This window comes from Mycobacterium sp. HM-7 (genome assembly GCF_053852335.1).
Genome location: NZ_CM132657.1, coordinates 2,290,606 through 2,314,110 on the forward strand (window position 1 = coordinate 2,290,606; position 23,505 = coordinate 2,314,110).

Below are 23,505 nucleotides of genomic sequence, written 5' to 3' on the forward strand. Positions count from 1 at the left end.
CCCGCTTGTCACACTTCTAACATCAGCCCCAATGGCAACGCACACATCATCCGTTTCACGCTCGGCCGCGTTGTTGTCGGTCGTCGCGGTCGCAGGAGCGATGACGGCCTGCACCCCGAAGCCCAACGGCCCAGAGCCGACCGCGCAGGCGTTCTTCGCCGCCCTCGGCCGTGGGGATACGGCCGCCGCCGCCGAACTGGCCGACAAACCCAATGACGCACGCACCGCGATCAACCAGGCCTGGTCGGGCCTGCAGGCGACCAAGCTCGACGCGCAGGTCCTCGGCTCCAAGTACACCCAGGACACCGGCAAGATCACCTACCGGTACACCTGGCACCTGCCCAAGGACCGCACCTGGGCCTACACCGGACAGCTCAACATGATCCGGCAGGACGGCCGGTGGCAGGTCCGTTGGGGCAGCACGGATCTCCATCCCAACCTGGGGGAGCACCAGAGCTTCCAGTTGCGCGCCGATCAGCCGATCCGGGCCTCGGTCAATGAACTCGGTGGCACGAACGTTCTGGTACCCGGGTACCACTACAACTACGCGCTGAACGCGCGCTCCGCCGCCGGTGACCTGATGCGGACATCCCGCGTGGTCGCCGACGTGCTGCGGCAGTTCGACAACACCATGGACGCCCAGCGGCTGGCCGAGCAGGCCAGCTCGTCCACCGGCCCGCTGAACCTGATCACCCTGCGCCGCGAGGACAACGACAAGGTGTCGGGCGCCCTCGCACATCTGCCTGGCGTGGTGATCACGCCACAGCCGGAGATGGTGCCCACCGATCCCCGGTTCGCGCCGGCCATCGTCACCGAGGTCAAGAAGCAGGTCGCCGATCAGCTGGTCGGACAGGCCGGCTGGCGCGTCGTCAGCGTCAACCAGAACGGCGCCGACATCGACGTCCTCAACGAGGTTCCCGGCAAGCCGGCCCCGTCGATCACCATCAGCCTGGACCGCAACGTCCAGAACGCAGCCCAGGACGCGGTGAACATGGTGGGCCGCAAGGCGATGATCGTCGCCATCAAGCCGTCGACCGGCGAAATCCTGGCTGTTGCCCAGAACGCGGCGGCCGACGTCGACGGCCCGACCGCCACCATGGGCCTGTACCCGCCCGGCTCGACGTTCAAGATGGTCACCGCCGGCGCCGCCATCGAAACCGACATGGCCGGCCCCAACACGCTGCTCGGCTGCCCCGGCACCATCGACATCGGACAGCGCACCATCCCGAACTACGACCGGTTCGACCTCGGCGTCGTCCCGATGTCCCGGGCCTTCGCGAACTCCTGCAACACGACGTTCGCCGAGCTGGCGAGCCGGATGCCGCCGCGTGCCCTGACGAATGCGGCGGCCCAGTACGGCATCGGTGCCGACTACCAGGTCGCCGGCATCGACACCGTCACCGGGAAGGTGCCCCCCACGGTGAACCTGGCCGAGCGCACCGAGGACGGTTTCGGCCAGGGCAAGGTCGTGGTCAGTCCGTTCGGCATGGCGCTGGCGGCGGCCACCGTCGCGGCCGGCAAGACCCCGCTCCCGCAGCTGATCGAGGGCCGCCCGACCACGGTGACCGGCAGCACCGCACCCATCACACCGAAGATGCTGGACGGTCTGCGGCCCATGATGCAGCTGGTGGTGACCAACGGCACCGCCAAGGATCTGCGGGGCAGCGGCGACGTCCGGGGGAAGACCGGTGAAGCCGAATTCTCGGGCGGCTCGCATGCCTGGTTCGCCGGCTACCGGGGCGACATGGCCTTCGCGGCGCTGATCGTCGGCGGCGGCGGGTCCGAAACCGCGGTCCGCATGTGCCGGGACATGTTCAAGGGCCTGCCGCCGGATTACCTGGTCTGAGTAGCCTGTTTGGATGACCAACAGCGACGAGATCGCGGTCCTGCGCGTCTCCGACGCGGACCGCAACGGCACGCTCCGGCGGCTGCACAACGCGGTCGCGCTGGGGCTCATCGACATGAACGAGTTCTCCGAACGATCCGCGCTGGTCGCCCTCGCCCGTCAGCAGGCCGAGCTGGCGGTGCTGGTCGGTGACCTGCCGGCGCCCAACGCCATCGTGACGGGCTCGGCCGACCGGGTCGAGCTGCGCGGTGTCATGGGCTCTTTGAAGCGGCAGGGCGAATGGGTCGTGCCGACCCGGCTCGCGCTGGTCCGCCGTATCGGCTCGATCGACCTGGACCTCACCCGCGCCCGCTTTGGCGGCCCCATCGTCGTCATCGAACTCGATCTCAAGTTCAGCTCTCTGGACCTCCGGCTGCCCGATGGCGCCAGCGCATCCATCGACGACGTCGAGGTGGCCGTCGGCAGTGCCACCGACCATCGCAAGGACGCACCCGCCGATGGCACCCCGCACGTGATCCTGACCGGGCGGGTGGTCTTCGGGTCGGTCGACATCCGCGGGCCGCGCCGGGGCCTGTTCGGCCGCGGCGACCGGTAGCCGCGCGACGATCAAGCGGCGAGGCACGAGCCGCGTTGAGGAGTGCGGCAAATACGTCCAGCTGCGGCGCTCGCTAAGCTGGGACGATGTCTGTTCGTACCGCGCTTCGCCCCGGCGAGGTGTCTGCCACCCTTCCGGTGCCCAAGTCGATCCCGCGTCCGGAGTACGCGTGGAAGCCGACGGTGCGCGAAGGTAGCGAGCCCTGGGTGCAGACGCCCGAGGTGATCGAGAAGATGCGCGTCGCCGGCCGTATCGCGGCCCAGGCCCTCGCCGAGGCCGGCAAGGCCGTCGCACCCGGCGTCACCACCGACCACCTGGACCGGGTGGCGCACGAGTACATGCTCGACCACGGCGCCTACCCGTCGACACTGGGCTACAAGGGCTTTCCCAAGTCCTGCTGCACCTCGCTGAACGAGGTCATCTGCCACGGCATCCCGGACTCGACGGTGATCGAGGACGGTGACATCGTCAACATCGACGTCACCGCCTACATCGACGGCGTGCACGGCGACACCAACGCCACCTTCCTGGCCGGTGACGTCTCGGAGGAGCACCGGCTGCTGGTCGAGCGCACCCACGAGGCCACCATGCGGGCCATCAAGGCCGTGAAGCCGGGACGGCAGCTGTCGATCGTCGGCCGGGTCATCGAGTCCTACGCAAACCGGTTCGGCTACAACGTGGTTCGCGACTTCACCGGACACGGCATCGGGGAGACCTTCCACAACGGACTGATCGTGTTGCATTACGACAAGCCCGAGGTCGACACCGTGCTGGAACCGGGCATGACCTTCACCATCGAGCCGATGATCAACCTCGGCTCGCTGGACTACGAGATCTGGGACGACGACTGGACCGTCGCCACCAAGGACAAGAAGTGGACGGCGCAGTTCGAACACACCCTCGTGGTGACCGACGACGGCGCCGACATCCTGACCCTGCCCTGATGTGACAGGCGGCGCTCTGCTGGTCGCCGGCACCACGTCGGACGCCGGTAAGTCCATGGTGGTGGCCGGGCTCTGCCGACTGCTGGCGCGCAAGGGCATGCGCGTGGCGCCGTTCAAGGCGCAGAACATGTCGAACAACTCGGCCGTGACGGTCGAGGGCGGCGAAATCGGCCGGGCCCAGGCGATGCAGGCCCGGGCGGCCGGGCTGGCGCCGAGCGTGCGGTTCAACCCGATCCTGCTCAAACCCGGCGGGGACCGGACCTCACAGCTGGTGGTGCGCGGCGTGGTCGCCGGCACCGTGGCCGCGGGCGATTACTTCACCCGAAGGACCCAGCTGGCTGGCGTCGTCGCCGACGAATTGGCCGCGCTCCGAAGCGAATTCGATGTGGTCATCTGTGAGGGCGCCGGCTCGCCGGCCGAGATCAACCTGCGGGCCACCGATGTCGCGAACATGGGACTGGCACGCGCCGCGAATCTGCCGGTGGTCGTCGTCGGCGACATCGACCGCGGCGGGCTCCTGGCACACCTGTACGGCACGGTGGCAGTACTCGAGCCTGAGGATCAGAAACTGATCGCCGGCTTCCTGGTCAACAAGTTCCGCGGTGACCCGGCGCTACTGGAACCCGGTCTTCGGCAACTGGAATCGCTCACCGGCCGCCCGACCTACGGGGTGATCCCGTACAGCGACGATCTGTGGCTCGATGCCGAGGACTCGCTGTCGGTCACGCCGCGCGGGCAGCTGGGGCGGCCGACGGCGCCGCGGGGTGCCGAGGCACTGACCGTCGCCGCGGTGCGGCTGCCCCGGATTTCGAACTCCACCGATGTCGAGGCCCTGGCATGTGAGCCCGGTGTACACGTCCACTGGGTCGACACCGCGGCCGAGTTGGCCGGCGCCGACGTGGTGGTATTGCCCGGCAGCAAGGCGACGGTCTCTGACTTGAGCTGGCTCCGCGGACGCGGACTCGCGGAAGCCGTTGTGGCACATGCTCGGTCGGGTCGCGCGGTGCTGGGCGTCTGTGGTGGATTCCAGATGCTGTGCGCGACGATCGACGACACGGTCGAATCCGGCGCGGGCCGGGTGTCTGGCTTGGGTCTGCTCGATGTGGACATCGAGTTCGATGCCGACAAGACCCTGAGGCACTGGGATGCCCCGTTGTACGGGTACGAGATTCACCACGGCCAGGTCGCGCGCAGCACCGAGTCCGATTGGCTGGGCGTCGGCATTCGCCGGGACCAGGTGTACGGCACGCACTGGCACGGGCTGCTGGACAACGACGCTGTGCGCCGGACCTGGCTCACCGAGGTCGCGGCGGCCTGTGGCAAGGACGGATTCACGGTGGCCGACGACGTGAACGTCGCGGCCCGGCGCGACGCCCAACTCGACGTGATGGCCGATCTGCTTGCCGCGCACGTGGATATCGACGCGGTGCTGAAGCTGGTGGAATCCGGAGCGCCGGCGCGGCCGGTCATCGCCACCGGTCTCCGGCAGTGATCAGGTCGGTTCGGCGACCGGTTCTGCCGGCTCTACTGGTTCCTCGACCTGCTTGATGGGGCCGGTGAACCAGTTCTTCACCGACACGTGCCAGTAGATGTACAGCAGCAGTAGGACGCCACCGACCAGCAGCGGCGTGTAGTTGACGAATTTCCATTCGAAGGTCGGATCCCACGGCACCCCGCCCAGCGACGTAGGGAACATCGCGATGACCGAGGTGACCGTGATCTCGGCCAGCGCGACCGGTGCCATCCACCGGTGGTGGCCGCGCAGATTCCAACTGCCCGTTTCGAATTCATCGCCGGCGCGCCAGCGGTAGTAGATCGGTACGGCGAAGCACAGATAGACCCCGACGACCCCGATGGAGACCACGGCGTAGAACGCCACGGGGGTCGGAGTGCCGTTGATGTCGACCTTGACCAGGGCCGGCAGGGTCAGTGCGGCGGCCGCGACCGCGGTGACAGTGACACTGTGTGTCGGCACCCGGTGCTTGTTGACCTCCGACCACCAGCGGTGGCCCGGCACCGCGCGGTCCCGGCTGAACGCGAACAGCATGCGGGATGCGCTGGTCTGGCAGGCGACGGCGCAGAAGAACTGGCCCGCGGTCGAGATGAACAGCACCGCCGTCGCCCACTTCGAACTCATCGCCTGGTTGAAGATCGCGGCCACCGCGCCACCGCCCTTGGACACCGCGTCGGCATCCTGGACTGCAAACAGGAAGGCCAACAAGAGAATCCAGCCGCCGACGGCCGAGTAGAAGATGGATCGCCAGATGCCTTTGGCGGCCGCGCCCGCCGCGCTCTTGGTCTCCTCCGACAGGTGGGCCGATGCGTCGTAGCCGGTGATCGTGTACTGCGTGAGGATCACCGAGATCGGCAGCACCACGAGCAGCCAACCGGCGCCCGAGGTGGCACCCCCGAACATGCCGCTGTTGTTGATCGTCTTGGCGAAGACATCCGAGAAGCTCGCGTGGTGGCTCGGGACGAAGATCAGGATGCCGATCACCGCGGCCGCGCCGAAGACGTGCCACCAGACCGAGACGTTGTTGATGATCGCCAGCAGATGGCTGGAGAAGATGTTGATGAGCGCCGAGATGCCCAGGATGCCCACGAAGATGAGGAACGTCCTGGTGAGGCTGTATCCCGCCAGCCAGTCGGCGCTGAGGGTGCCCAGCGTGAGGTCGATGAACGTCGCGCAGCCGTAGGCCACGGACGCCAGGATGGCCACCAGGCCGATGAGATTGAGCCAACCGGCATAGAAGCCGGCCTTGGCTCCGCCGAGTTTGGCTGCCCACCAATAGATTCCGCCAGAAGTTGGAAAGGCCGACACCAGTTCGGACATACATAGCCCGATGACGAGGATGAACGCAGCGACGATCGGCCAGCCCCAGGCGATGGCGGCCGGCCCGCCGTTGTTCCAGCCCAGTCCGAACGAGGTGAAGCACCCCGAGAGGATCGAGATGATCGAGAACGAAATGGCGAAATTGCTGAAACCGGACCACGAGCGCTGCAGCTCCTGGCTGTATCCGAGCTTGGCCAGTAGCAGCTCGTCTTCGGTAAGTGCTTCGTGTCCTTCTGGCACTGTGGCCTCCTTAGGCGCCCCGGATGTTGAAGAACAATAGGGTGCGTCCGGGTTTCGCGCTGGCCAACTGATGTCACCGTTTCGGCGATGTTTCGGATTGCTCTCAGCCGTGGAGGTTGCGGTACTCCTCGATGGCGCCGGGGTGCAACAGGATTCGGCCCGTCTGGATCATGGATGGCGGTTGCAGGTATTGCAGGCCGCGGACTTCAGGCGGCATGAGCTGTGTTGCGTCCGTTGCCAATACGTCGACCGCGGCGGCGGCCAGCGGGTTCGGCAGGCCCGGCCGGCACAGCAGCAGATCCGGCGAGCCGATGGTGTACACGCTGGTCGGCACGTAGGCGCCGACCGGTGCGCGCAGGAGGAGGTACGGGTAGGACGTCAGTTCGGCCATCGGTGCGACCCATGGCGTCAGGTCCAGGATGCGCAGTGGCAGCGTCTTGTCGAGCTCGGCGATGGCCGGTGTCGGGATACCGCCGGACCAGACAAGGGCGTCGATGGTGCGGTTGCCGAGCGCGGCCACCGCCTCGTTCAGCCACAGGTGGACCCGCTGGATCCGGTCGGTCAGTTTCGCTGCACGAAAGAGCGCCGTGGTGACGGCTGCGACGCCGGAACCAGGTGGTCCAGTGGAAACCCTCAGTCCGGCAAGATCATTCACCTGACGGATGGCCGAGTGGTCGGGCACGACAAGCTGCACATAGTTCTCGTAAACTCGGGCGACTGCCAGCGGCGAGTCGGCCACCGGTGCGGACCGCAGTTGTTGTTCGACCACGTCTGCCTGCGCGAGTGCCATGTCAGCCTGGCCGGACTGCAACAGATTGAGATTGTCGACGCTGCCGGCGGTGGGCAGCACGGTCACCGTGATGCCGGGATACCGGACCCGCAGGCGTTGGGCGAAGATCTCGCAGACCGCCAGATACAAACCGCCGCGATCACCCGCGGCCAGTCGGACGGTGCCGTGCGTATTGTTCGGCAGACAGCCTGCGACGACTGCCGCGGTCGTGGATGCGAGGAATGCACGTCGGGTCAGCGTCATGGTGCACTCGCCGGCAGGTGATAGCGGACCGCGAGACCGCCGTCCGGGGACTGGACGACCGAGGCCAATCCTCCGTGCGCGGCAGCGATTTCGGTGGCGATGGCCAGGCCGAGGCCGGTGCCCTGGCTGTCGCTGTGTCCGCGCCAGAACCGGGTGGCGGCCCGACCGATGGTGTCGGCCGGCAGGCCGGGGCCATCGTCACTGACGGTGAGATCGATGCCGGCGTCGGTGGGAACGGTCGACACCGTGACGGTGGTACCTGTCCCGGAGTAGCGCAGTGCGTTGTCGAGCGCGATGTCCAGGAGCTGCTCGACATCGTGGCGTGGCATCTGCACCGCCAGATGCGGGTGTGCCGTCGCGAACCGCAGTCGTTGATCATTGCGGTCGGCCGTGGTCTGCCAGAAGGTCAGGCGCTGTTCGGCGACACTGTCCAGATCCGTCGAATCCTGAACTGCCGCAGCCAGACCGGAGCGGTGACTGTGGCTGGCCTCCTCGGCGCGTGCCAGCCGAAGCAATTGCGCCAGTAGGTTCTCCAGCCGGTCCAGCTCGGCAGACATCGAATCGTAAGTCGGGCGCCCCGATTCGGCGACGTGGTCTTCGAGGGTGTCGGCGCGCAGCCGGACGGCGGCGAGTGGGTTGCGCAACTGGTGGGAGGCATCGGCGATGAGCCGGCGTTGGTGATCGAGGGAGGCGTGCACCGCCTGCGCCATCGCGTTGAACGCGGACGTGAAACGTCGCAGTTCAGGCGGTCCCGAAACGTGAGCCGGCTGGCCGGCGATGCCGCCGGCCATGTCCTCGACCGCGCGCTCGAGCCCGACCAGCGGACGGAGCACCCACCGCGTCACGCTCTGGGCGGCGACTGCCGCCACCCCGAGCAACACGATGCATGCCGCTGCGATCCATAACCAGTCCACGCTGATGTCGTGCGCCGCCCGGGACGGGTCGACGCCAAGGACCACCGCGCCGACCAGCTCGCCGCCCCGCCGAATTCCCTTGGCGGCCAACATCGGTCGTCGGTCCCAGGGCATGATCCGGACCCGGGGCGCGGCGGGCGCGTCGGACAACGCGCGCTCCGCGGCGGTCGTCACGCCCGGATCGGTGACGGAGAGGCCGCCTGCCGCGAGCGTCCGGCCATCCGCATCGACGATCAGTGCGCCCTCGCCGTACACCCGGTGGTAGCGCTCGACCAGTTCCGCGTCGGGTGCGCCGGCGGTGGCGGCGATGTCGGCAAGCGTCGCCAGTTGCCGGTCACGCTCGGTGTGCAGGACGTTGGTGCGGTGATCGGCCAGGCTCAGCGCCAGCGGGATCGCCAACGCCATTGTCGCGATGAGCAGGAGCGTCATCAGTAGTGCGCGAACCCGCAGACCCACGTCAGTGGTCCAACCGGTACCCGAAACCGCGCACGGTGTGCAGCGGTACTCCGGTCAACTTGGCCCGAATCTGGCCGACGAAGAAATCCAGGGATCGGGACCGCCCGACGACGGCGGTGCCCCAGCATTCGAGCATGACCTCTTCACGGCTGACGGCCTCACCCTGACGGGCAGCCAGGGTGGCCAGAATCTGATACTCGGTCTTGGTCAGGGGCTGCCTCTGGCCCGCCATGGTGACCTCGTGGCGGTCTCGGTCGATGGTGACCGGGCCGGCGACGACAGGCGGGTGTGTGACCGGACCGGCGCCGCGTTGCACCCGCCGCATGACGGCCTCGATCCGCGCCAGCAACACCGCCTTTCGCACCGGCTTGACCAGGTAGTCGTCGGCCCCCGCGCGGAGCCCCAGAACCACCGCACCGTCGCTGTCGCGCGCGGTCATGATGATCACCGGCGCGCTCGATGCCCGGCGTAGCGTGCGCAGCACGTCCAGCCCGTCCATGTCGGGCAGGCCCAAATCCAGGAGCACCAGGTCACAGCCCTTGACGCGGTTCAGCGCGTCGTCTCCACGGGTGGTGTGGATGACGGTGAGGCCGTTCTGTTCCAGGAGCTCGGCCAGTGCAGCCGCGACACCCTGATCGTCCTCGACGAGCAGCACGCGCATGGCCCTGATGGTAGGTGGCCGGTTACCCAGGCCAGCTGATTTCCCTCTGAATCTGAGGATCGCGCAAGGAAAGGCCCTGTTTGGGCGGCCAGGTATTCCGGCGGACCGCGCACCCCTAAAACATGTGCTCATCAACAGGATTGAGGAGGTCACGATGTACCCGAACACTCACTTCCCCGGGGCGACGGTCTCCGTCGTGGCAGGCGCCGCCGGCACGGAATCGTCGTGGATCCCGATACTGGTGTGCTTCGCGATCGTCGGGATCACCGTCGGGACGGCCATTCTGCTGGGCAGGCGACAGCCTCGCCGTCGCGCGGGCACAGGCCGTCGTGCTGGCGCAGGCCGTCGTGCGGGCGCGGCCGGTGGTTACGGGTACGGCTACACCAGCTCCGGTGGTGGCTGGGACGCAGGCGGCGTCTCCGGATGCCCGGACGGTGGCGGCTCGGTTGGCTGCGGCGGTGGTGGGGGCTGCGGCGGCGGAGGTTGCGGTGGTGGCGGCGGTGGTGGCTGCGGTGGGGGCGGTTGCTGAATATCGGTACCTGCGGTCCCGCGTCGTTCGCTACGGTGGCGTCATGCCAATCATCCCGACCGTCGACGGTTTCGGCGCCACCGTCGACGTGTCTGGCCCCGACGACGCCACGACTGTCGTCATGCTCACGACGAAACAGGCGACGAGCGCCTTGTGCGAGCTGCTCCACACCGCATCGCTACGCACAGTGGTGATCGAGGCCGACGACCGGCTGACCGTGAATTCGGTTGTCGGCATTCTGGATACGCTCGGGGTGAAGTGGGCACTGCTGTTCGCCGACGGCGGTGGGGGTGAGCTGGCCTGGCGGCTGGCCGCCACTCGACTGGACCGGTTCACCGCCCTGGTGGCCATCGACGGCAGCCATCCGCGAGCCGGCGCGGAGTCGGACGACGCGTGCCCACCGGTGGAGATCAACACCACCGTCGTCGTAACCACCGCCGACGCCCGTGCGCGGGCGCAAGCCGGGCAGCGCTTCATCTACGGCGAATTCCGGCTGTCCGAGTTGGTGGGACGGCGCAGCGCCGAGGAGTTCACCGCCCAGGTGGCCAACGAGATCGTGCTGCGCAGCAGCACCTGGTAGGCCGGCCGGTCTCGGGAGCGAAGCGACGAGAGAGGTGCCTGTCGGTCCAGGCCGTTATCGTGACGACATGGACGGCACGGACTCGACGGCCGGGCTAGCGCTCGCGCCACACGAGTTGCTTCGTGCGTTCAACGCGAAGACGCTGGCCCGCGGCGAGACCTATGCGAACCAAGGGCGGGTCGTCGCGGCGAGGTACGACCCGGTCGACGGGACGCTGATCGGCTCGTGCCTGGGTTCGAACTCCCAGTACTACGACGTCGAAGTCGCGTTGTCGGGTCCTCGCGGCGGCCTGGAGATCGAGTACTCGGTCTGCACCTGCCCGGTGGGGCACTACTGCAAACATGCCGTCGCCCTGCTGCTGGCGGCGATTCCGCGCGCACCCGACAGGGCGGCCCCGCAACGCTGGCAAGTGGTGCTGGGTTCGCTGCTGGACGAGATGACCGGCCTCGATACCGACCCCGGCGGCAAGCCACTGGCCCTGGAGTTCGGGATGCTGCCGGCGGGCCGCTATCACACGACACCGATCGCGACGCTGCGGACGCTGACTGTCGGCAAACGCGGAAATTGGATCAAGAGCGGCATCAACTGGCGGCGCCTGTTCGACACCGCCGACCCGGGTGAGTTCGACCGAGGCCAGTACGGGGCGCTGCGGGCGCTCGTGCTCGCGGTGCCCGGCTACTACCCGTACAGCAGCGATCAGTTGGTGCTTTCGGCTGTGGCGCAGAGCTTTTGGACCGACCTGGCCCTGGCCGTCGAAGTCGGCGTCACCCTCATTCCCGGAGCCGGAATCCGGGCCGTGGAGCTCGCCAAGGAGGTCCAGTTGCGGCTGGATTTCACCGCCTCCGACACCGGCGGCGCGCAGATGTCGACGGTGCTCGTCGTCGACGGTGAACCGCGGGCACCCGAAGGCGTCGGGCTGGTGGGCTCACCCACACCACATGGCATCCATCAACTGGTGGACGGCATCCTGCATCTCGGGGCCTTCGCGCCGGTACCCGGTCCCACGCTGCTCAAGTTGATCGCCAATGACGAGAAGGTGCAGATTCCACCCGAGGCGCTCTCCGAGTTCGCGGTGGACGTGCTGCCGCGGCTGCGCCGAACGGTCGCAGTCGACATGGTGGAGGGGTTGTTCGCCGAACCCGACGTCGTCGGGCCGCTGCCGGTGCTGCAGATCACGGCCAATGACGTTGACGGGCAAGTGAAGTGGCGTACCCGGTACGAGGTGAATGGTCAGCGTCAGGAGTTCGACGCGGTGGGCGTCACCCGTACCAGCGGTATCCGGGACACTGCCGCCGAGGATGTGATGTGGCGGGCGGTCGCGCCCGCGCTGGAGGCGGTTTCGGGGCTGTCCGCGGCGGATGACCCGCTGGCCTCACTGCTGTTGTCGCGCCGGCTGTCCCTGATCCAGATCGCGGTGTTGTGCGACGAAGTGCTGCCGCAACTCGCCGGGTACGAACAGCTGATCATCGAAATCGACGAACGGGCCGCGGCTTTCCGGCGGTCGGTCGCCGGTGCGCAACTCGGGTTCGGTACCGCCTCCTCCGACGACCTGCCCGAGCAGGACTGGTTCGACCTGCACATCACCATCGATGTCGACGGCCATCCGGTGGCGCTGTCCGCGGTCATCGCCGAATTGGCTTTGGGCGCAACACACATGCTGCTGTCGAACGGGGTGTACTTCCGGCTCGACACCCCCGAGCTGCTGAAGCTGCGGGCGCTGATCGAAGAAGCCCAGGCGCTGGGGGAGCTCGACGACGACCGGGTGAATGCGTCGTCGCTGAACGCGACGTTGTGGGACGAGCTGCTCGGACTCGGCGTCGTCGACCGTGAACTGGCGCAGTGGCGGGACAACATGGCGCGGCTCGCGGCCGCGCAGCCGCCCGTCGCGGTGCCCGTTCCGGTCGGGTTGCGGGCCGAGCTGCGCGACTATCAGCGCGACGGACTCAATTGGCTGGCGTTCCTGTGGGACAACGGGATCGGCGGTGTGCTGGGCGACGACATGGGCCTGGGCAAGACCGTCCAGACCCTGGCCCTGATCAGCCGTGCTGTCGAGCAGGGTGCGGGCAAGTTCCTTGTCGTGGCGCCCACCAGTGTGGCGTCCAACTGGGCCGCGGAGTGCGCGAAGTTCGCGCCAGGGCTCACCACCGTCGTCGTGTCCAGTACGGAGGCGCGCGGCGCGGTCCCCATCGCCGAGCAGGTCGCCGCGGCCGACATCGTCGTCACCACCTACACGCTGCTCCGCATCGACAACGACAGGTACCGGGAAATCGCCTGGGCCGGAATGATTCTCGACGAGGCGCAATTCGTCAAGAATCACCACAGCAAGACCCACCAGTGCGCCCGCCGCCTCGACGCGCCGTTCAAGCTGGCCATCACCGGTACTCCGATGGAGAACAACTTGATGGAGCTGTGGTCGCTGCTGTCGATCACGGTGCCGGGGTTGTTCCCCAGCCCCAAGATCTTCGAGCGCTACTTCCGCAGGCCCATCGAGTCCGATGGCGAGCCCGGCCGCCTGGCCCTGCTGCGGCGGCGGATCAAGCCGGTGTTGTTGCGTCGCACCAAAGATCAGGTGGTCAAGGAACTGCCGCCCAAGCAGGAGCAGGTGCTGGCCATCGAACTGTCGGTCAAGCACCGGAAGATCTACGACACCCGCCTGGCGCGGGAACGGCAGAAAGTGCTCGGCCTGTTGGGCGAGTGGGAGAAGAACCGCTTCCAGATCTTCCGGTCCCTCACGCTGTTGCGGCAGCTCAGCCTGCACCCCGGGCTGGTCGATGCCGAGGAGATGGAGGCCGGGTCCACCAAGGTGGACTTCCTCATCGAACAATTGGATCAGCTGGTCGCCGAGGACCACAGCGCGCTCGTGTTCAGTCAGTTCACCGGATTCCTGGCGATCCTGCGGGACCGTCTGGACGCCGCCGGGATCGAGTACAGCTACCTGGACGGGTCGGTGGAAGCACGGCGCCGGGCGGACGCCATCGACGACTTCGGTGCCGGCCGGACCAAGGTGTTCCTGATCAGTCTGAAAGCCGGCGGCTTCGGGCTGAATCTCACCGCCGCCGACTACTGCTTCCTGTGCGACCCGTGGTGGAGCCCGGCCGCCGAAGCGCAGGCCGTCGACCGGGCGCATCGCATCGGCCAGCAGCGCCCGGTGAACGTCTATCGGCTGGTGTCCGAGAACACCATCGAGGAGAAGGTGATCGCGCTGCAGGAGCGAAAGCGCGCGCTGTTCGCCGCGGTGATCGACGACGGCGACATGTTCGGCACCGCAATAACCGCCTCCGACATACGCGAACTGCTGAGCTGAGGGAGACTGGACCGCATGCGTTTTTCGTTGTCCGGTCAGGATTGGGGGCGGCTGGCGGCGATGTTCGGCGTCATTGTCGCACTGCACGTCGTCGGCTGGGGGACCCTGATCCTCGTCGTCGTACCCGAGCACCACACCGTCGGCGGGACGGCGCTCGGCATCGGGATCGGCCTCACCGCGTACACCCTGGGATTGCGGCACGCGTTCGACGCCGACCACATCGCCGCCATCGACAACACCACCCGCAAGCTCATGGCCGACAACTCAAGCGGGCGCGGCGGTGACCGGCCGCTCAGCGTGGGATTCTTCTTCTCCCTTGGGCATTCGACCATCGTGTTCGGCCTGGCCCTGCTGCTGTCACTGGGCATCACGTCGATCGTCGGTCCGCTGCAGGACGATTCGTCGATGCTGCACCGGTACACGGGACTCATCGGCGCCGGTGTCTCGGGGTTCTTCCTGTATCTGATCGCCGCCATCAATGTCGTTGTGCTGGTCGGCATCCTGCAGGTGTTCCGGCGGATGCGCCGCGGTGAGTACGACGAGGCCGCGCTCGAACATCAGCTCAACAATCGCGGGTTCATGAACCGCATCCTGCGCCGGTTCACCCGCACCATCAGCAAGCCGTGGCAGATGTATCCGCTCGGCGCGCTGTTCGGCCTGGGTTTCGACACCGCGACCGAGGTGGCGCTGCTGGTGCTGGCCGGGACCGGCGCTTCGGCCGGATTGCCGTGGTACGCAATCCTTTGTCTGCCGGTGCTCTTCGCGGCCGGGATGAGCCTGCTGGACACCATCGACGGTGCCTTCATGAATGTCGCGTACGGCTGGGCGCTGGCCCGGCCGGTGCGCAAGGTCTATTACAACCTCACCATCACCGGGCTGTCGGTCCTGGTGGCCCTGGTGATCGGCACCATCGAACTGCTCGGGTTGCTGGCCGAGGAGTTGGGCTGGTCCGGTGGCATCTGGGCCTGGATCGGCGGAATCGACCTGAACGTCCTCGGATTCGGCATCGTCGGACTGTTCGTCGTCACCTGGGTGGTGGCGCTGCTGGTTTGGCGGTGGGGCCGCATCGAAGAGAAGTGGACGGCCCGGCTCAGCCCCGCCGACGGCTAGCTCAAGCCCAGCAGCGCGTTTTCGATCACCTCGGACAGCGCCGGGTGAATCCAGTACTGACCGCGGGCCACGTCCTGCGCCGTCTGCCCGAACGACATCGCCTGGATCAGGGGCTGGATCAGGGACGACGCCTGATAACCCATCAGGTGCGCGCCCAGGATCCGGCCGGTGCCGCGCTCGCCGATGAGTTTGACGACGCCCGTGGTGTCTTCCATGGCCCAGCCGTAGGCGGTGTCGCCGTAGTCCTGCACCTTGATCACGACGTCGAAACCGGCTGCCCGCGCCTCGGCTTCGTTCATGCCGACCATCGCGACCTGGGGGTCGGTGAACACCGCGGCGGGAATGAACCGGTGATCGCTGGCCACCAGCTCGCCGTCCCAGTCGCGCAGCAGGTTCTCCTTCACCGTCCGCGCCTCGTGGTTGGCCACGTGCTTGAGCTGGTGATGTGACGACACGTCGCCAAGCGCGAAAATCCCACGCGCCGTGGTGCGTTGGAACTCATCGACGATGACGTAGCCGTCGTCGTCGAGTTCCACCCCGGCCAGCTGCACATCGAGCCGGTCGCCGTTGGGCACCCGGCCCGTGGCGACCAACAGCGCGTCGGCGGTCAGCGTTTCGCCGTCGTCGAACTCGAGCACGACGCCGTCACCGTCGCGCTGTGCGCCGACGACGTTCTCCTGGGTGCGCAGATCCCATTTCTTGCCGACCACCGCGCTGAACCGTCGGCAGATTTCCTCGTCGCAGCGCCGGAGCAATCGATCGCCGCGCAGCACGATGGTCACCTTTGATCCGAGCGACGAGAACACATGCGCGAACTCGACGGAGATGAAGCCGCCGCCGATGATCACCAGATGTTCGGGCAGCGACGGGATTCGCATGATGTCGTCGCTCGTGTAGAAGCGCACGCCGGATTCGGCGATGGTCGGCGGAATATAGCTGCGCGAGCCCGCGGCGATGACCACCCGGTCGGAGGTGAACTCGTCGCCGTCAGCCGTCCGCAACGTGTAAGTACCGTCCGGCCGCCTCGGCCCGAAACGGGTGTGGCCGTACACCGTGACGTTCGGCAGGCTGCGGCGGTACTCCTCGCCACCGGCCGCGATCGGGTCGATGCGGCCGAAGACGCGTTCGACGATGTCCGGCCAGCGCACACCGTCGATGTGGGAGTCGACGCCGAACGTCGCGCTGTGCCGGATGGTCTGGGCGACGTCGGCGGCGTAGACGAACATCTTGGTCGGGATGCAGCCGACGTTCAGGCAGGTGCCGCCGAACGTGCCCTGCTCGCAGATCGCGACCTCGAGGCCGTCGTACCGCTCGTCGAGCACGCTGTTGCCCGAGCCGGTTCCGATGATGGTCAGATCGTAGTGCTTCATGAGGTCAGGCCTGTTCGTGTCGCGTTGTGGGGGAAACCGATTGGGGGAGATACCAATCCAGCCAGTGGTTCAGCTCGTCGAAGGCGACGGCGCGCGGCGCCGGCAGCGACAGGAACACGTCATGTTTGGCGTCGGTGACCGGGACGATCGTGCTGCGGTTGCCGACACACCCCGCCCACCGGGCGATCTGGCCGACGTCGAGCACCGCGTCGCCGCGCTCCATCCCGACCGCGGTGGTGGTCTCGGCCACCGTGTGGTCCGATCGCAGGATCAGGTTCGGCACCCCGACGTCCAGCCCGCGCTGCAGTTGCCGCTGTCCGTGCCGGATGGCGTTGATCCAGCCGATGGTGACCGGGAAGCCGCCCAGCGGTTTCCAGTCCAGGTTGTAGTCGAACTCTCCGCCGTGATCGCGGTGCAGGCTGGTGCCGTAGCCACCCTCGGTCGGCCGGCGGACGACCGTGAGTTTGCGGAACCGGGCCATCGTTTTCAGGGCGCCTGACACCGCAGCCGAGCGCAGCACCGCCGGGCCGTGCAGATCGAAGAACGGGCTGTTGAGGATCAGGCCGGTGACGCGGTGGCTCGCCAGGGCGCCGTCGCGGCGCAACCGGTCGGCGAACAGTGTCGCGATCAATCCGCCGGCGGAGTGGCCGTACAGGCATATCCGGGCAGCCGCCGTGTCGGCGGCGATGAGCTGCAGGGCCCGGCGGAGTTCGCCGTAATAGGACGCCAGGTCGGTGGTGAAATGCGGGGTCTGGCCGGGCCGCCGCGAGCGCCCGCATTTGTGCAGGTCTATCGCGTAGAACGCGATGCCGCGCGCAGCGAAATGGTCGGCGAGTTCGGTCTGGAAGAAGTAGTCGGTATAGCCGTGGACGACCAGTACGGCATGTGCGGCCGGTCCGGGTTGTCCGCGCCGCACGACGGTGGCCACCAGGTCGCCCTCGCCGTCGGGGTCGGCGCCCAGTGCGATGGTCTGCTGCCAGTACCCGGGCAGCACATCCGGCTGCCACTCGGATGGTCCCTGCGCCTCCCGCGAAGTCACGGGTTCAACCCTAACTGCGACAGACGTCACGGGTGATTGCAGTGACATAGTGCGCAAGCGCAAAACCGCGTCGCGATAACCTTGAGCACCGAGCATCCCGTCAATACCGGCGGGTAACCCGAGTACGAAGGACGAGCGATCACGTGTCGAATGCAAACGTAGCTGAGAGCGCACAGACCGACGTCGTCCTCGTGGGCGCGGGAATCATGAGCGCCACCCTCGGTGCGCTGATCCGGCTGCTGGAGCCGGAGTGGTCCATCACCATGATCGAGCGCCTCGACGGCGCCGCCGCCGAGAGCAGCGATCCCTGGAACAACGCGGGCACCGGTCACTCGGCGCTGTGCGAGCTCAACTACACGCCGCAGAACTCCGACGGCACCATCGACATCAAGAAGGCCGTCCACGTCAACGAGCAGTTCCAGGTGACCCGGCAGTTCTGGGCCTACGCCGTGGAGAACGGGGTGCTGCCGGACGTCAAGAGCTTCCTGAACCCCATCCCGCACGTCAGCTTCGTGCACGGAGCCGAGCACCTCGACTACCTGCGCCGGCGTCGCGAGGCGTTGGTCAGCAATCCGTTGTTCTCGACCATGGAGTACATCGACGACAAGGACGAGTTCGCCCGCCGTCTGCCGTTCATGGCCGCACAGCGCGACTTCGCCGAGCCGGTGGCCCTGAACTGGACCACCGACGGAACCGACGTCGACTTCGGTTCGCTGTCCAAGCAGCTCATCGGGTTCGCCGCGCAGCGGGGCATGACCACGATGTTCGGGCACGAGGTGACCAACCTCAGCAAGCAGTCCGACGGCAGTTGGAAACTCAACGTCGTCAACCGGCGCAGCGGCGACCGGCAGAAGATCAACGCCAAGTTCGTGTTCCTGGGCGCCGGTGGCGGCGCGCTGCATCTGCTGCAGAAGGCCGGCATCCCGGAGGCCAAGGGCTTCGGTGGGTTCCCGGTTGGCGGTGCCTTCCTGCGCACCGACAACCAGGATCTGACACTCGCACACCAGGCCAAGGTGTACGGCCAGGCGTCGGTCGGTGCCCCGCCGATGTCGGTGCCGCACTTGGACACCCGCATCATCAACGGCCAGTCCTGGCTGCTGTTCGGGCCATTCGCCGGCTGGTCGCCGAAGTTCCTCAAGCAGGGCTCGGTCACCGATCTGCCGTTGTCGGTCAAGCCCAACAACCTGGCGTCGATGCTCGGCGTCGGCGTCACGGAACTGGGTCTGGTGAAGTACCTGCTCGAGCAGCTGGCCCTCAGTGAGGGCGAGCGCGTCGATTCGCTGCGCGAATTCGCTCCCAGCGCAGTCGATTCCGACTGGGAGCTGGATGTCGCGGGTCAGCGCGTCCAGGTGATCCGCCGCAAGGGCATCGGTGGCGTGCTGGAATTCGGCACCACGGTCCTGACTGCCGAGGACGGCCGGATCGCCGGTCTGCTCGGGGCGTCGCCGGGCGCCTCCACCGCGGTGCCGGCCATGATCGAGGTGCTGGAGCGCTGCTTCGGCGACCGCTACCAGAGCTGGGTGCCCAAGCTCAAGGAGATGGTGCCCTCGTTGGGCGTCGACCTGTCCGGTGAACCCAAGCTCTACCGTGAGGTGTGGGACTGGGGGACCAAGGTGCTCAAACTCGACCAGCCGGCCTGATCCGGGCGGATCGCGCATGACCGTCGCTCCGAGGCGCAGTTGGGCCAAAGATCTTGATGCCGCAACGCTTTACGAGCTGCTGAAGCTGCGGGTCGAGGTCTTCGTGGTGGAGCAGGCGTGCCCGTACCCCGAACTCGACGGCCGTGACCTGCTGGCCGAGACTCGGCATTTCTGGCTGGAAAGCCCTGACGGACAAGTCATTTCGACGCTGCGGCTGATGGAAGAGCATCCCGGGGGCGAGAAGGTGTTCCGGATCGGCCGGGTATGCACCAAACGCAGCGACCGCGGTCAGGGGCACACCACCCGGCTGATGCAGGCGGCGCTGGCCGAGGTGAGTAGCTACCCGTGTCGGATCGACGCCCAGACGTATCTCGAAGAGATGTACGCGCGCCACGGATTCGTCCGCGACGGTGAGGAATTCCTGGAGGACGGCATCCCTCATGTGCCGATGATCAGGCCGGGTCTGGGAGCGGGGCAGCAGTAGTGATTTATCCGTTCAGCGCATTGGTGGGCCAGGACCGGCTCCGGCTGGCGCTCATCCTCTGCGCGGTGCGCCCCGACATCGGCGGCGTGCTGATCCGCGGCGAGAAGGGCACCGCGAAATCGACTGCGGTGCGTGGTCTTGCCGAGGTATTGGCGGCCGTCGACGCCGATGCCCGCCTGGTGGAGCTGCCCATCGGCGCGACCGAGGACCGGGTCGTCGGCTCGATCGATCTGCAGAAGGTGCTGCGGGACGGCGAACACGCCTTCTCACCGGGTCTGCTGGCCCGCGCGCATGGCGGCGTCCTCTACGTCGACGAGGTGAATCTGCTGCACGACCACCTCGTCGACGTACTGCTGGATGCCGCCGCCATGGGCCGGGTGCACATCGAGCGCGACGGCGTCTCGCATTCGCACGAGGCCCGATTCATGTTGGTGGGCACCATGAATCCGGAAGAAGGCGAGCTACGTCCGCAGCTGCTCGACCGGTTCGGACTGACGGTCGACGTCTACGCCTCCCGCGACGTCGACGTCCGCGTCGAGGTGATCCGGCGCCGGATGTCGTACGAGGCGGACCCCGCCGGTTTCGGCGAGCAGTACGCCGCCGCCGACGCGGACCTGGCCGGCCGGATCGCCAAGGCTCGCGGGGCCGTGGCATCGGTGTCGTTGCCCGACAACGAGTTGCGCCGCATCGCGGCGCTGTGCGCCGCGTTCGACGTCGACGGGATGCGCGCCGACCTGGTGGTGGCCCGCACGGCCGTGGCGCACGCCGCGTGGCGTGGTGCGTCTTCGGTGGATGCGGAAGACATCCGGATCGCCGCGGAATTGGCATTACCGCACCGGCGCCGTCGTGATCCGTTCGACGACCCCGGCCTGGATCCGCAGCAGCTCGACGACGCGATGGCGCAAGCTGACGTGGAATCCCGGTCCGAGCTCGAACCCGAACCCGAGCCCGACCCCGATCCACCTGGCGGCGGGGTCTCCGCGGACAGCGCGGAAGAGGGTGCGCCGCAAGGAAACTCGGCCGGTCCCAGTAGCGCGACGCGGCCCAGCGCGCCGCCGTCGGCGACGTTCCGAACGCGGGCGCTGGTGGTGCCCGGCGTCGGGGAGGGCGCTCCGGGCCGGCGGTCGCGGGCCCGCAACCGCACCGGCACCCCGATCTCGGCGACCGACGATGCCCAGACTGGGCACGGGGTGCACGTCTTCGGCACGCTGCTCGCCGCGGCCGACCGCCGTCCGCAGGCGGGTCGCCTGCAGGTGGCACCGACCGATGTCCGGCACGCGATCCGCGAAGGGCGCGAAGGCAATCTGGTGATCTTCGTGGTCGACGCCTCGGGCTCCATGGCCGCACGGGACCGCATGTCCGCGGTCAGTGGCGCGACGCTGTCGCTGCTGCGGGACGCGTACCAGCGCCGCGACAAGGTCGCCGTGGTCACCTTCCGTGGCGCCGAGGCCACGCTGCAGTTGCCGCCGACCTCGTCGGTGCACATCGCCGGGCGGCGCCTGGCGCGCTTCGACACCGGCGGGAAAACCCCGCTGGCCCAAGGGCTCCTGGCCGCGCGTGACGTGGTGCTGCGGGAGAAGACCCGGGACCGCGGCCGCCGTCCGCTGGTGGTCGTGCTGACCGACGGCCGCGCGACGGGCGGCCCGGATCCGCTGGGCCGCACCCGGACCGCCGCCGGACTCCTCGTCGCCGAAGGCGCTGCCGCCGTGGTCGTCGATTGTGAAACCTCTTATATTCGACTGGGATTGGCGCAACAGCTGGCCGGTCAACTCGGTGCGCCCACTGTGCAACTGGCGCAGTTGCGCGCCGACAACCTGGCCCGTGTGGTCCGGGCCGGGCAAGCCGCGGCGTAAGAACACGGCAGGAAGAACGTTATGCCACAAGGACAACCGCTGACCGTCCCGAACGACGGGCTGACCACCAGAGCGCGCCGGAACGCGCCGATCCTGGCCGTACATACCGGTCCGGGCAAGGGCAAGTCCACCGCCGCCTTCGGCATGGCGTTGCGCGCCTGGAACCAGGGCTTCGACGTCGCGGTGTTCCAGTTCGTCAAGAGTGCCAAGTGGAAGGTCGGGGAGGAAGCGGCGTTCCAGGCGCTCGGCCGGCTGCACGACGAGCAGGGCATCGGGGGACCGGTGCAGTGGCACAAAATGGGCTCGGGTTGGTCGTGGACCCGGAGGCAGGGCTCCGATGACGACCACGCCGCCGCCGCCGTCGAAGGCTGGGCCGAGATCTCACGTCGGCTTGCCGCGGAGCAGCACGACTTCTACGTTCTCGACGAGTTCACCTACCCGCTCAAGTGGGGCTGGATCGATGTGGACGACGTGGTGGCGACGCTGACACAACGCCCCGGCACTCAACACTTGGTGATCACGGGCCGCGACGCCCCGCCGAAACTCCTCGACGCCGCCGACCTGGTGACCGAGATGACCAAGGTCAAGCACCCGATGGATGCCGGCCGCAAGGGCCAGCGCGGCATCGAGTGGTGAAGATTTCACCGCTCGTGGGGAAGAAGTGACCACCAAACCGGTCCCGGCCGTCGTCATCGCGGCGCCGTCGTCGGGCAGCGGCAAGACCACCGTGGCCACCGGCCTGATGGGTGCCCTGCGTCGCGCGGGGCACCAGGTGAGTGCCGCGAAGGTCGGACCTGACTTCATCGACCCCGGCTACCACGCACTGGCCACCGGCCGGCCCGGCCGAAACCTGGACCCGGTCCTCGTCGGCGACGACCTGATCGGCCCGCTCTACCGGCACGGCAGCGCGGGCGCCGACATCACCGTCATCGAGGGCGTCATGGGCCTGTTCGACGGACGTATCACCGATCAGCCCGTGTCCCCGGCGCCCGGGTCGACCGCACACGTCGCCGGGCTGCTCGGTGCACCGGTGGTGCTGGTCGTCGATGCCCGCGGGCAGAGCCAGAGCATTGCCGCTCTGCTGCATGGTTTTTCGACCTTTGATCAGGCCGGAGCGAGCGCAGCGACGGGAAGAGCACCGGCGCGGATCGCCGGGGTGATTCTCAACAAGGTGGGATCGCCGCGGCACGAGCAGGTCCTGAGGCAGGCGTGCGAGCAGGTGGGCATCCCGGTGTTCGGGGCGATCCCGCGGGACAGTGGACTCGAGGTTCCGTCCCGCCACCTCGGCCTGGTCACCGCCGTCGAGCATGGCCGCCGGGCCCACGAGGCCGTCGACGTCATGACCGAGCTCGTCGCGCGCCACGTCGACATCGAAGCCGTCGCCCGGTGTGCCGGGATCGGGGCACGCGCACCACAGTGGGCTCCTGAACTGGAGCCGGGGCCGCCGGTGACGGTCGCGCTCGCCGCCGGCAAGGCCTTCAGTTTCGGTTACGCCGAGCACGCCGAACTGCTCGCGATGGCCGGGGCCCGGGTCGCGGCTTTCGACCCGCTCACCGACCCGCTGCCGGACGGCACCCGGGCGCTCGTCATTCCCGGCGGTTTCCCTGAACAGTTCACCGCCGAATTGTCGGCCAATAACGTTGTCCGGGAACAGATTGCCGCGCTCGCGGCGGCGGGCGCGCCGGTCCACGCCGAGTGCGCCGGGCTCACCTACCTGGTCGACGACCTCGACGGGCACCCCATGTGCGGGGTGCTGCCCGGCTCGGCACGCTTCACGGAGCGGTTGACCCTGGGGTACCGGAACGCCGTCGCGACAGTCGACTCCAGCATGCACGCCGCGGGGGAGCGCGCCACCGGGCACGAATTTCACCGCACCACAGTCGAATTCACCGAGCAACACCCGCCGGCCTGGGTGTTCCGGGGCGCCGGGCAGGCGACTGTGCACGATGGGGCCGTCCGCGGGGGTGTGCACGCCGGCTACCTGCACACCCATCCAGCCGCGCACCCGCACTCGGTGCGCCGCTTCGTATCGGCGGCAACTAAACTCGCCCGGTGACACTGCGCACGCGAGGAG

At 67.8% G+C, this 23,505-nt stretch carries 19 protein-coding genes; 13 read left to right on the forward strand and 6 right to left on the reverse strand.

Annotated features, from left to right (window positions below; all coding sequences use genetic code 11):
• Nucleotides 1–31 precede the first annotated feature (31 nt).
• The 4 genes from ACWW1C_RS11015 (at nt 32) to ACWW1C_RS11030 (ending at nt 4,877) form a co-directional block, all read left to right on the forward strand.
• Nucleotides 32–1,846, forward strand: coding sequence for a penicillin-binding transpeptidase domain-containing protein (locus ACWW1C_RS11015; protein WP_455983463.1), 1,815 nt, complete (start codon nt 32–34; stop codon nt 1,844–1,846).
• Between the two features lie 13 nt (nt 1,847–1,859).
• Nucleotides 1,860–2,441 (forward strand): DUF1707 SHOCT-like domain-containing protein, encoded by a 582-nt coding sequence (locus ACWW1C_RS11020; protein ID WP_455983464.1) that lies wholly within the window; start codon nt 1,860–1,862, stop codon nt 2,439–2,441.
• Between the two features lie 86 nt (nt 2,442–2,527).
• Entirely contained in the window at nt 2,528–3,385 is an 858-nt protein-coding gene (gene map, locus ACWW1C_RS11025) for a type I methionyl aminopeptidase (protein ID WP_455983465.1), read from the forward strand.
• A 1-nt stretch (nt 3,386) separates the two neighbouring features.
• A complete protein-coding gene (locus ACWW1C_RS11030) occupies nt 3,387–4,877 on the forward strand; it encodes a cobyric acid synthase (protein ID WP_455983466.1) in 1,491 nt (496 codons plus the stop codon).
• Here the strand turns inward: ACWW1C_RS11030 and ACWW1C_RS11035 are convergent, their stop codons facing one another.
• The 4 genes from ACWW1C_RS11035 to ACWW1C_RS11050 all read right to left on the reverse strand — a co-directional run bounded on the left by ACWW1C_RS11035 (nt 4,878) and on the right by ACWW1C_RS11050 (nt 9,522).
• Entirely contained in the window at nt 4,878–6,458 is a 1,581-nt protein-coding gene (locus tag ACWW1C_RS11035; protein ID WP_455983467.1) for an amino acid permease, read from the reverse strand.
• A gap of 103 nt (nt 6,459–6,561) precedes the next feature.
• Entirely contained in the window at nt 6,562–7,491 is a 930-nt protein-coding gene (locus ACWW1C_RS11040; protein WP_455983468.1) for a TAXI family TRAP transporter solute-binding subunit, read from the reverse strand.
• Nucleotides 7,488–8,861 carry a sensor histidine kinase gene (locus tag ACWW1C_RS11045; RefSeq protein ID WP_455983469.1) on the reverse strand — a complete coding sequence of 458 codons (1,374 nt, stop codon included), beginning with the start codon at nt 8,859–8,861 and terminating at the stop codon, nt 7,488–7,490. Before ACWW1C_RS11045 ends, ACWW1C_RS11040 begins: the two co-directional genes overlap by 4 nt.
• A 1-nt stretch (nt 8,862) precedes the next feature.
• On the reverse strand, nt 8,863–9,522 hold the full coding sequence (locus tag ACWW1C_RS11050; RefSeq protein ID WP_455983470.1) for a response regulator transcription factor: 660 nt from the start codon (nt 9,520–9,522) through the stop codon (nt 8,863–8,865).
• 154 nt (nt 9,523–9,676) lie between these two features.
• Here ACWW1C_RS11050 and ACWW1C_RS11055 point away from each other — a divergent pair, with 154 nt between their 5' ends.
• The 4 genes from ACWW1C_RS11055 (at nt 9,677) to nicT (ending at nt 15,045) form a co-directional block, all read left to right on the forward strand.
• Complete coding sequence (locus ACWW1C_RS11055) at nt 9,677–10,051, forward strand: hypothetical protein (RefSeq protein ID WP_455983471.1); 375 nt, start codon at nt 9,677–9,679, stop codon at nt 10,049–10,051.
• Nucleotides 10,052–10,094: 43 nt separating this feature from the next.
• Complete coding sequence (locus ACWW1C_RS11060) at nt 10,095–10,631, forward strand: alpha/beta hydrolase (RefSeq protein WP_455983472.1); 537 nt, start codon at nt 10,095–10,097, stop codon at nt 10,629–10,631.
• A 67-nt stretch (nt 10,632–10,698) separates the two neighbouring features.
• The gene (locus tag ACWW1C_RS11065; protein ID WP_455983473.1) at nt 10,699–13,935 is read left to right on the forward strand and encodes a DEAD/DEAH box helicase; all 3,237 of its coding nucleotides are present in this window, start codon (nt 10,699–10,701) and stop codon (nt 13,933–13,935) included.
• 15 nt (nt 13,936–13,950) lie between these two features.
• Nucleotides 13,951–15,045 (forward strand): Nickel transporter NicT, encoded by a 1,095-nt coding sequence (nicT, locus tag ACWW1C_RS11070; RefSeq protein ID WP_455983474.1) that lies wholly within the window; start codon nt 13,951–13,953, stop codon nt 15,043–15,045.
• On the opposite strand, the gene mtr is transcribed toward nicT, so the two are convergent.
• Both mtr and ACWW1C_RS11080 read right to left on the reverse strand, forming a co-directional pair.
• A complete protein-coding gene (gene mtr / locus ACWW1C_RS11075; RefSeq protein WP_455983475.1) occupies nt 15,042–16,415 on the reverse strand; it encodes a mycothione reductase in 1,374 nt (457 codons plus the stop codon). The genes nicT and mtr overlap by 4 nt on opposite strands.
• A gap of 4 nt (nt 16,416–16,419) precedes the next feature.
• The gene (locus ACWW1C_RS11080; RefSeq protein ID WP_455983476.1) at nt 16,420–17,454 is read right to left on the reverse strand and encodes an alpha/beta hydrolase; all 1,035 of its coding nucleotides are present in this window, start codon (nt 17,452–17,454) and stop codon (nt 16,420–16,422) included.
• Nucleotides 17,455–17,597: 143 nt separating this feature from the next.
• Here ACWW1C_RS11080 and mqo point away from each other — a divergent pair, with 143 nt between their 5' ends.
• The 5 genes from mqo to ACWW1C_RS11105 are packed head-to-tail and all read left to right on the forward strand — an operon-like array spanning nt 17,598 to nt 23,487.
• Entirely contained in the window at nt 17,598–19,094 is a 1,497-nt protein-coding gene (gene mqo / locus ACWW1C_RS11085; protein ID WP_455983477.1) for a malate dehydrogenase (quinone), read from the forward strand.
• A gap of 16 nt (nt 19,095–19,110) precedes the next feature.
• Nucleotides 19,111–19,578 (forward strand): GNAT family N-acetyltransferase, encoded by a 468-nt coding sequence (locus tag ACWW1C_RS11090; RefSeq protein WP_455983478.1) that lies wholly within the window; start codon nt 19,111–19,113, stop codon nt 19,576–19,578.
• On the forward strand, nt 19,578–21,431 hold the full coding sequence (locus tag ACWW1C_RS11095; RefSeq protein ID WP_455983479.1) for a magnesium chelatase subunit D family protein: 1,854 nt from the start codon (nt 19,578–19,580) through the stop codon (nt 21,429–21,431). The genes ACWW1C_RS11090 and ACWW1C_RS11095 overlap by 1 nt, the downstream gene beginning before the upstream one ends.
• A 21-nt stretch (nt 21,432–21,452) precedes the next feature.
• A complete protein-coding gene (gene cobO / locus ACWW1C_RS11100; RefSeq protein ID WP_455983480.1) occupies nt 21,453–22,067 on the forward strand; it encodes a cob(I)yrinic acid a,c-diamide adenosyltransferase in 615 nt (204 codons plus the stop codon).
• 25 nt (nt 22,068–22,092) lie between these two features.
• The gene (locus ACWW1C_RS11105; RefSeq protein ID WP_455983481.1) at nt 22,093–23,487 is read left to right on the forward strand and encodes a cobyrinate a,c-diamide synthase; all 1,395 of its coding nucleotides are present in this window, start codon (nt 22,093–22,095) and stop codon (nt 23,485–23,487) included.
• Nucleotides 23,488–23,505: the final 18 nt, after the last annotated feature.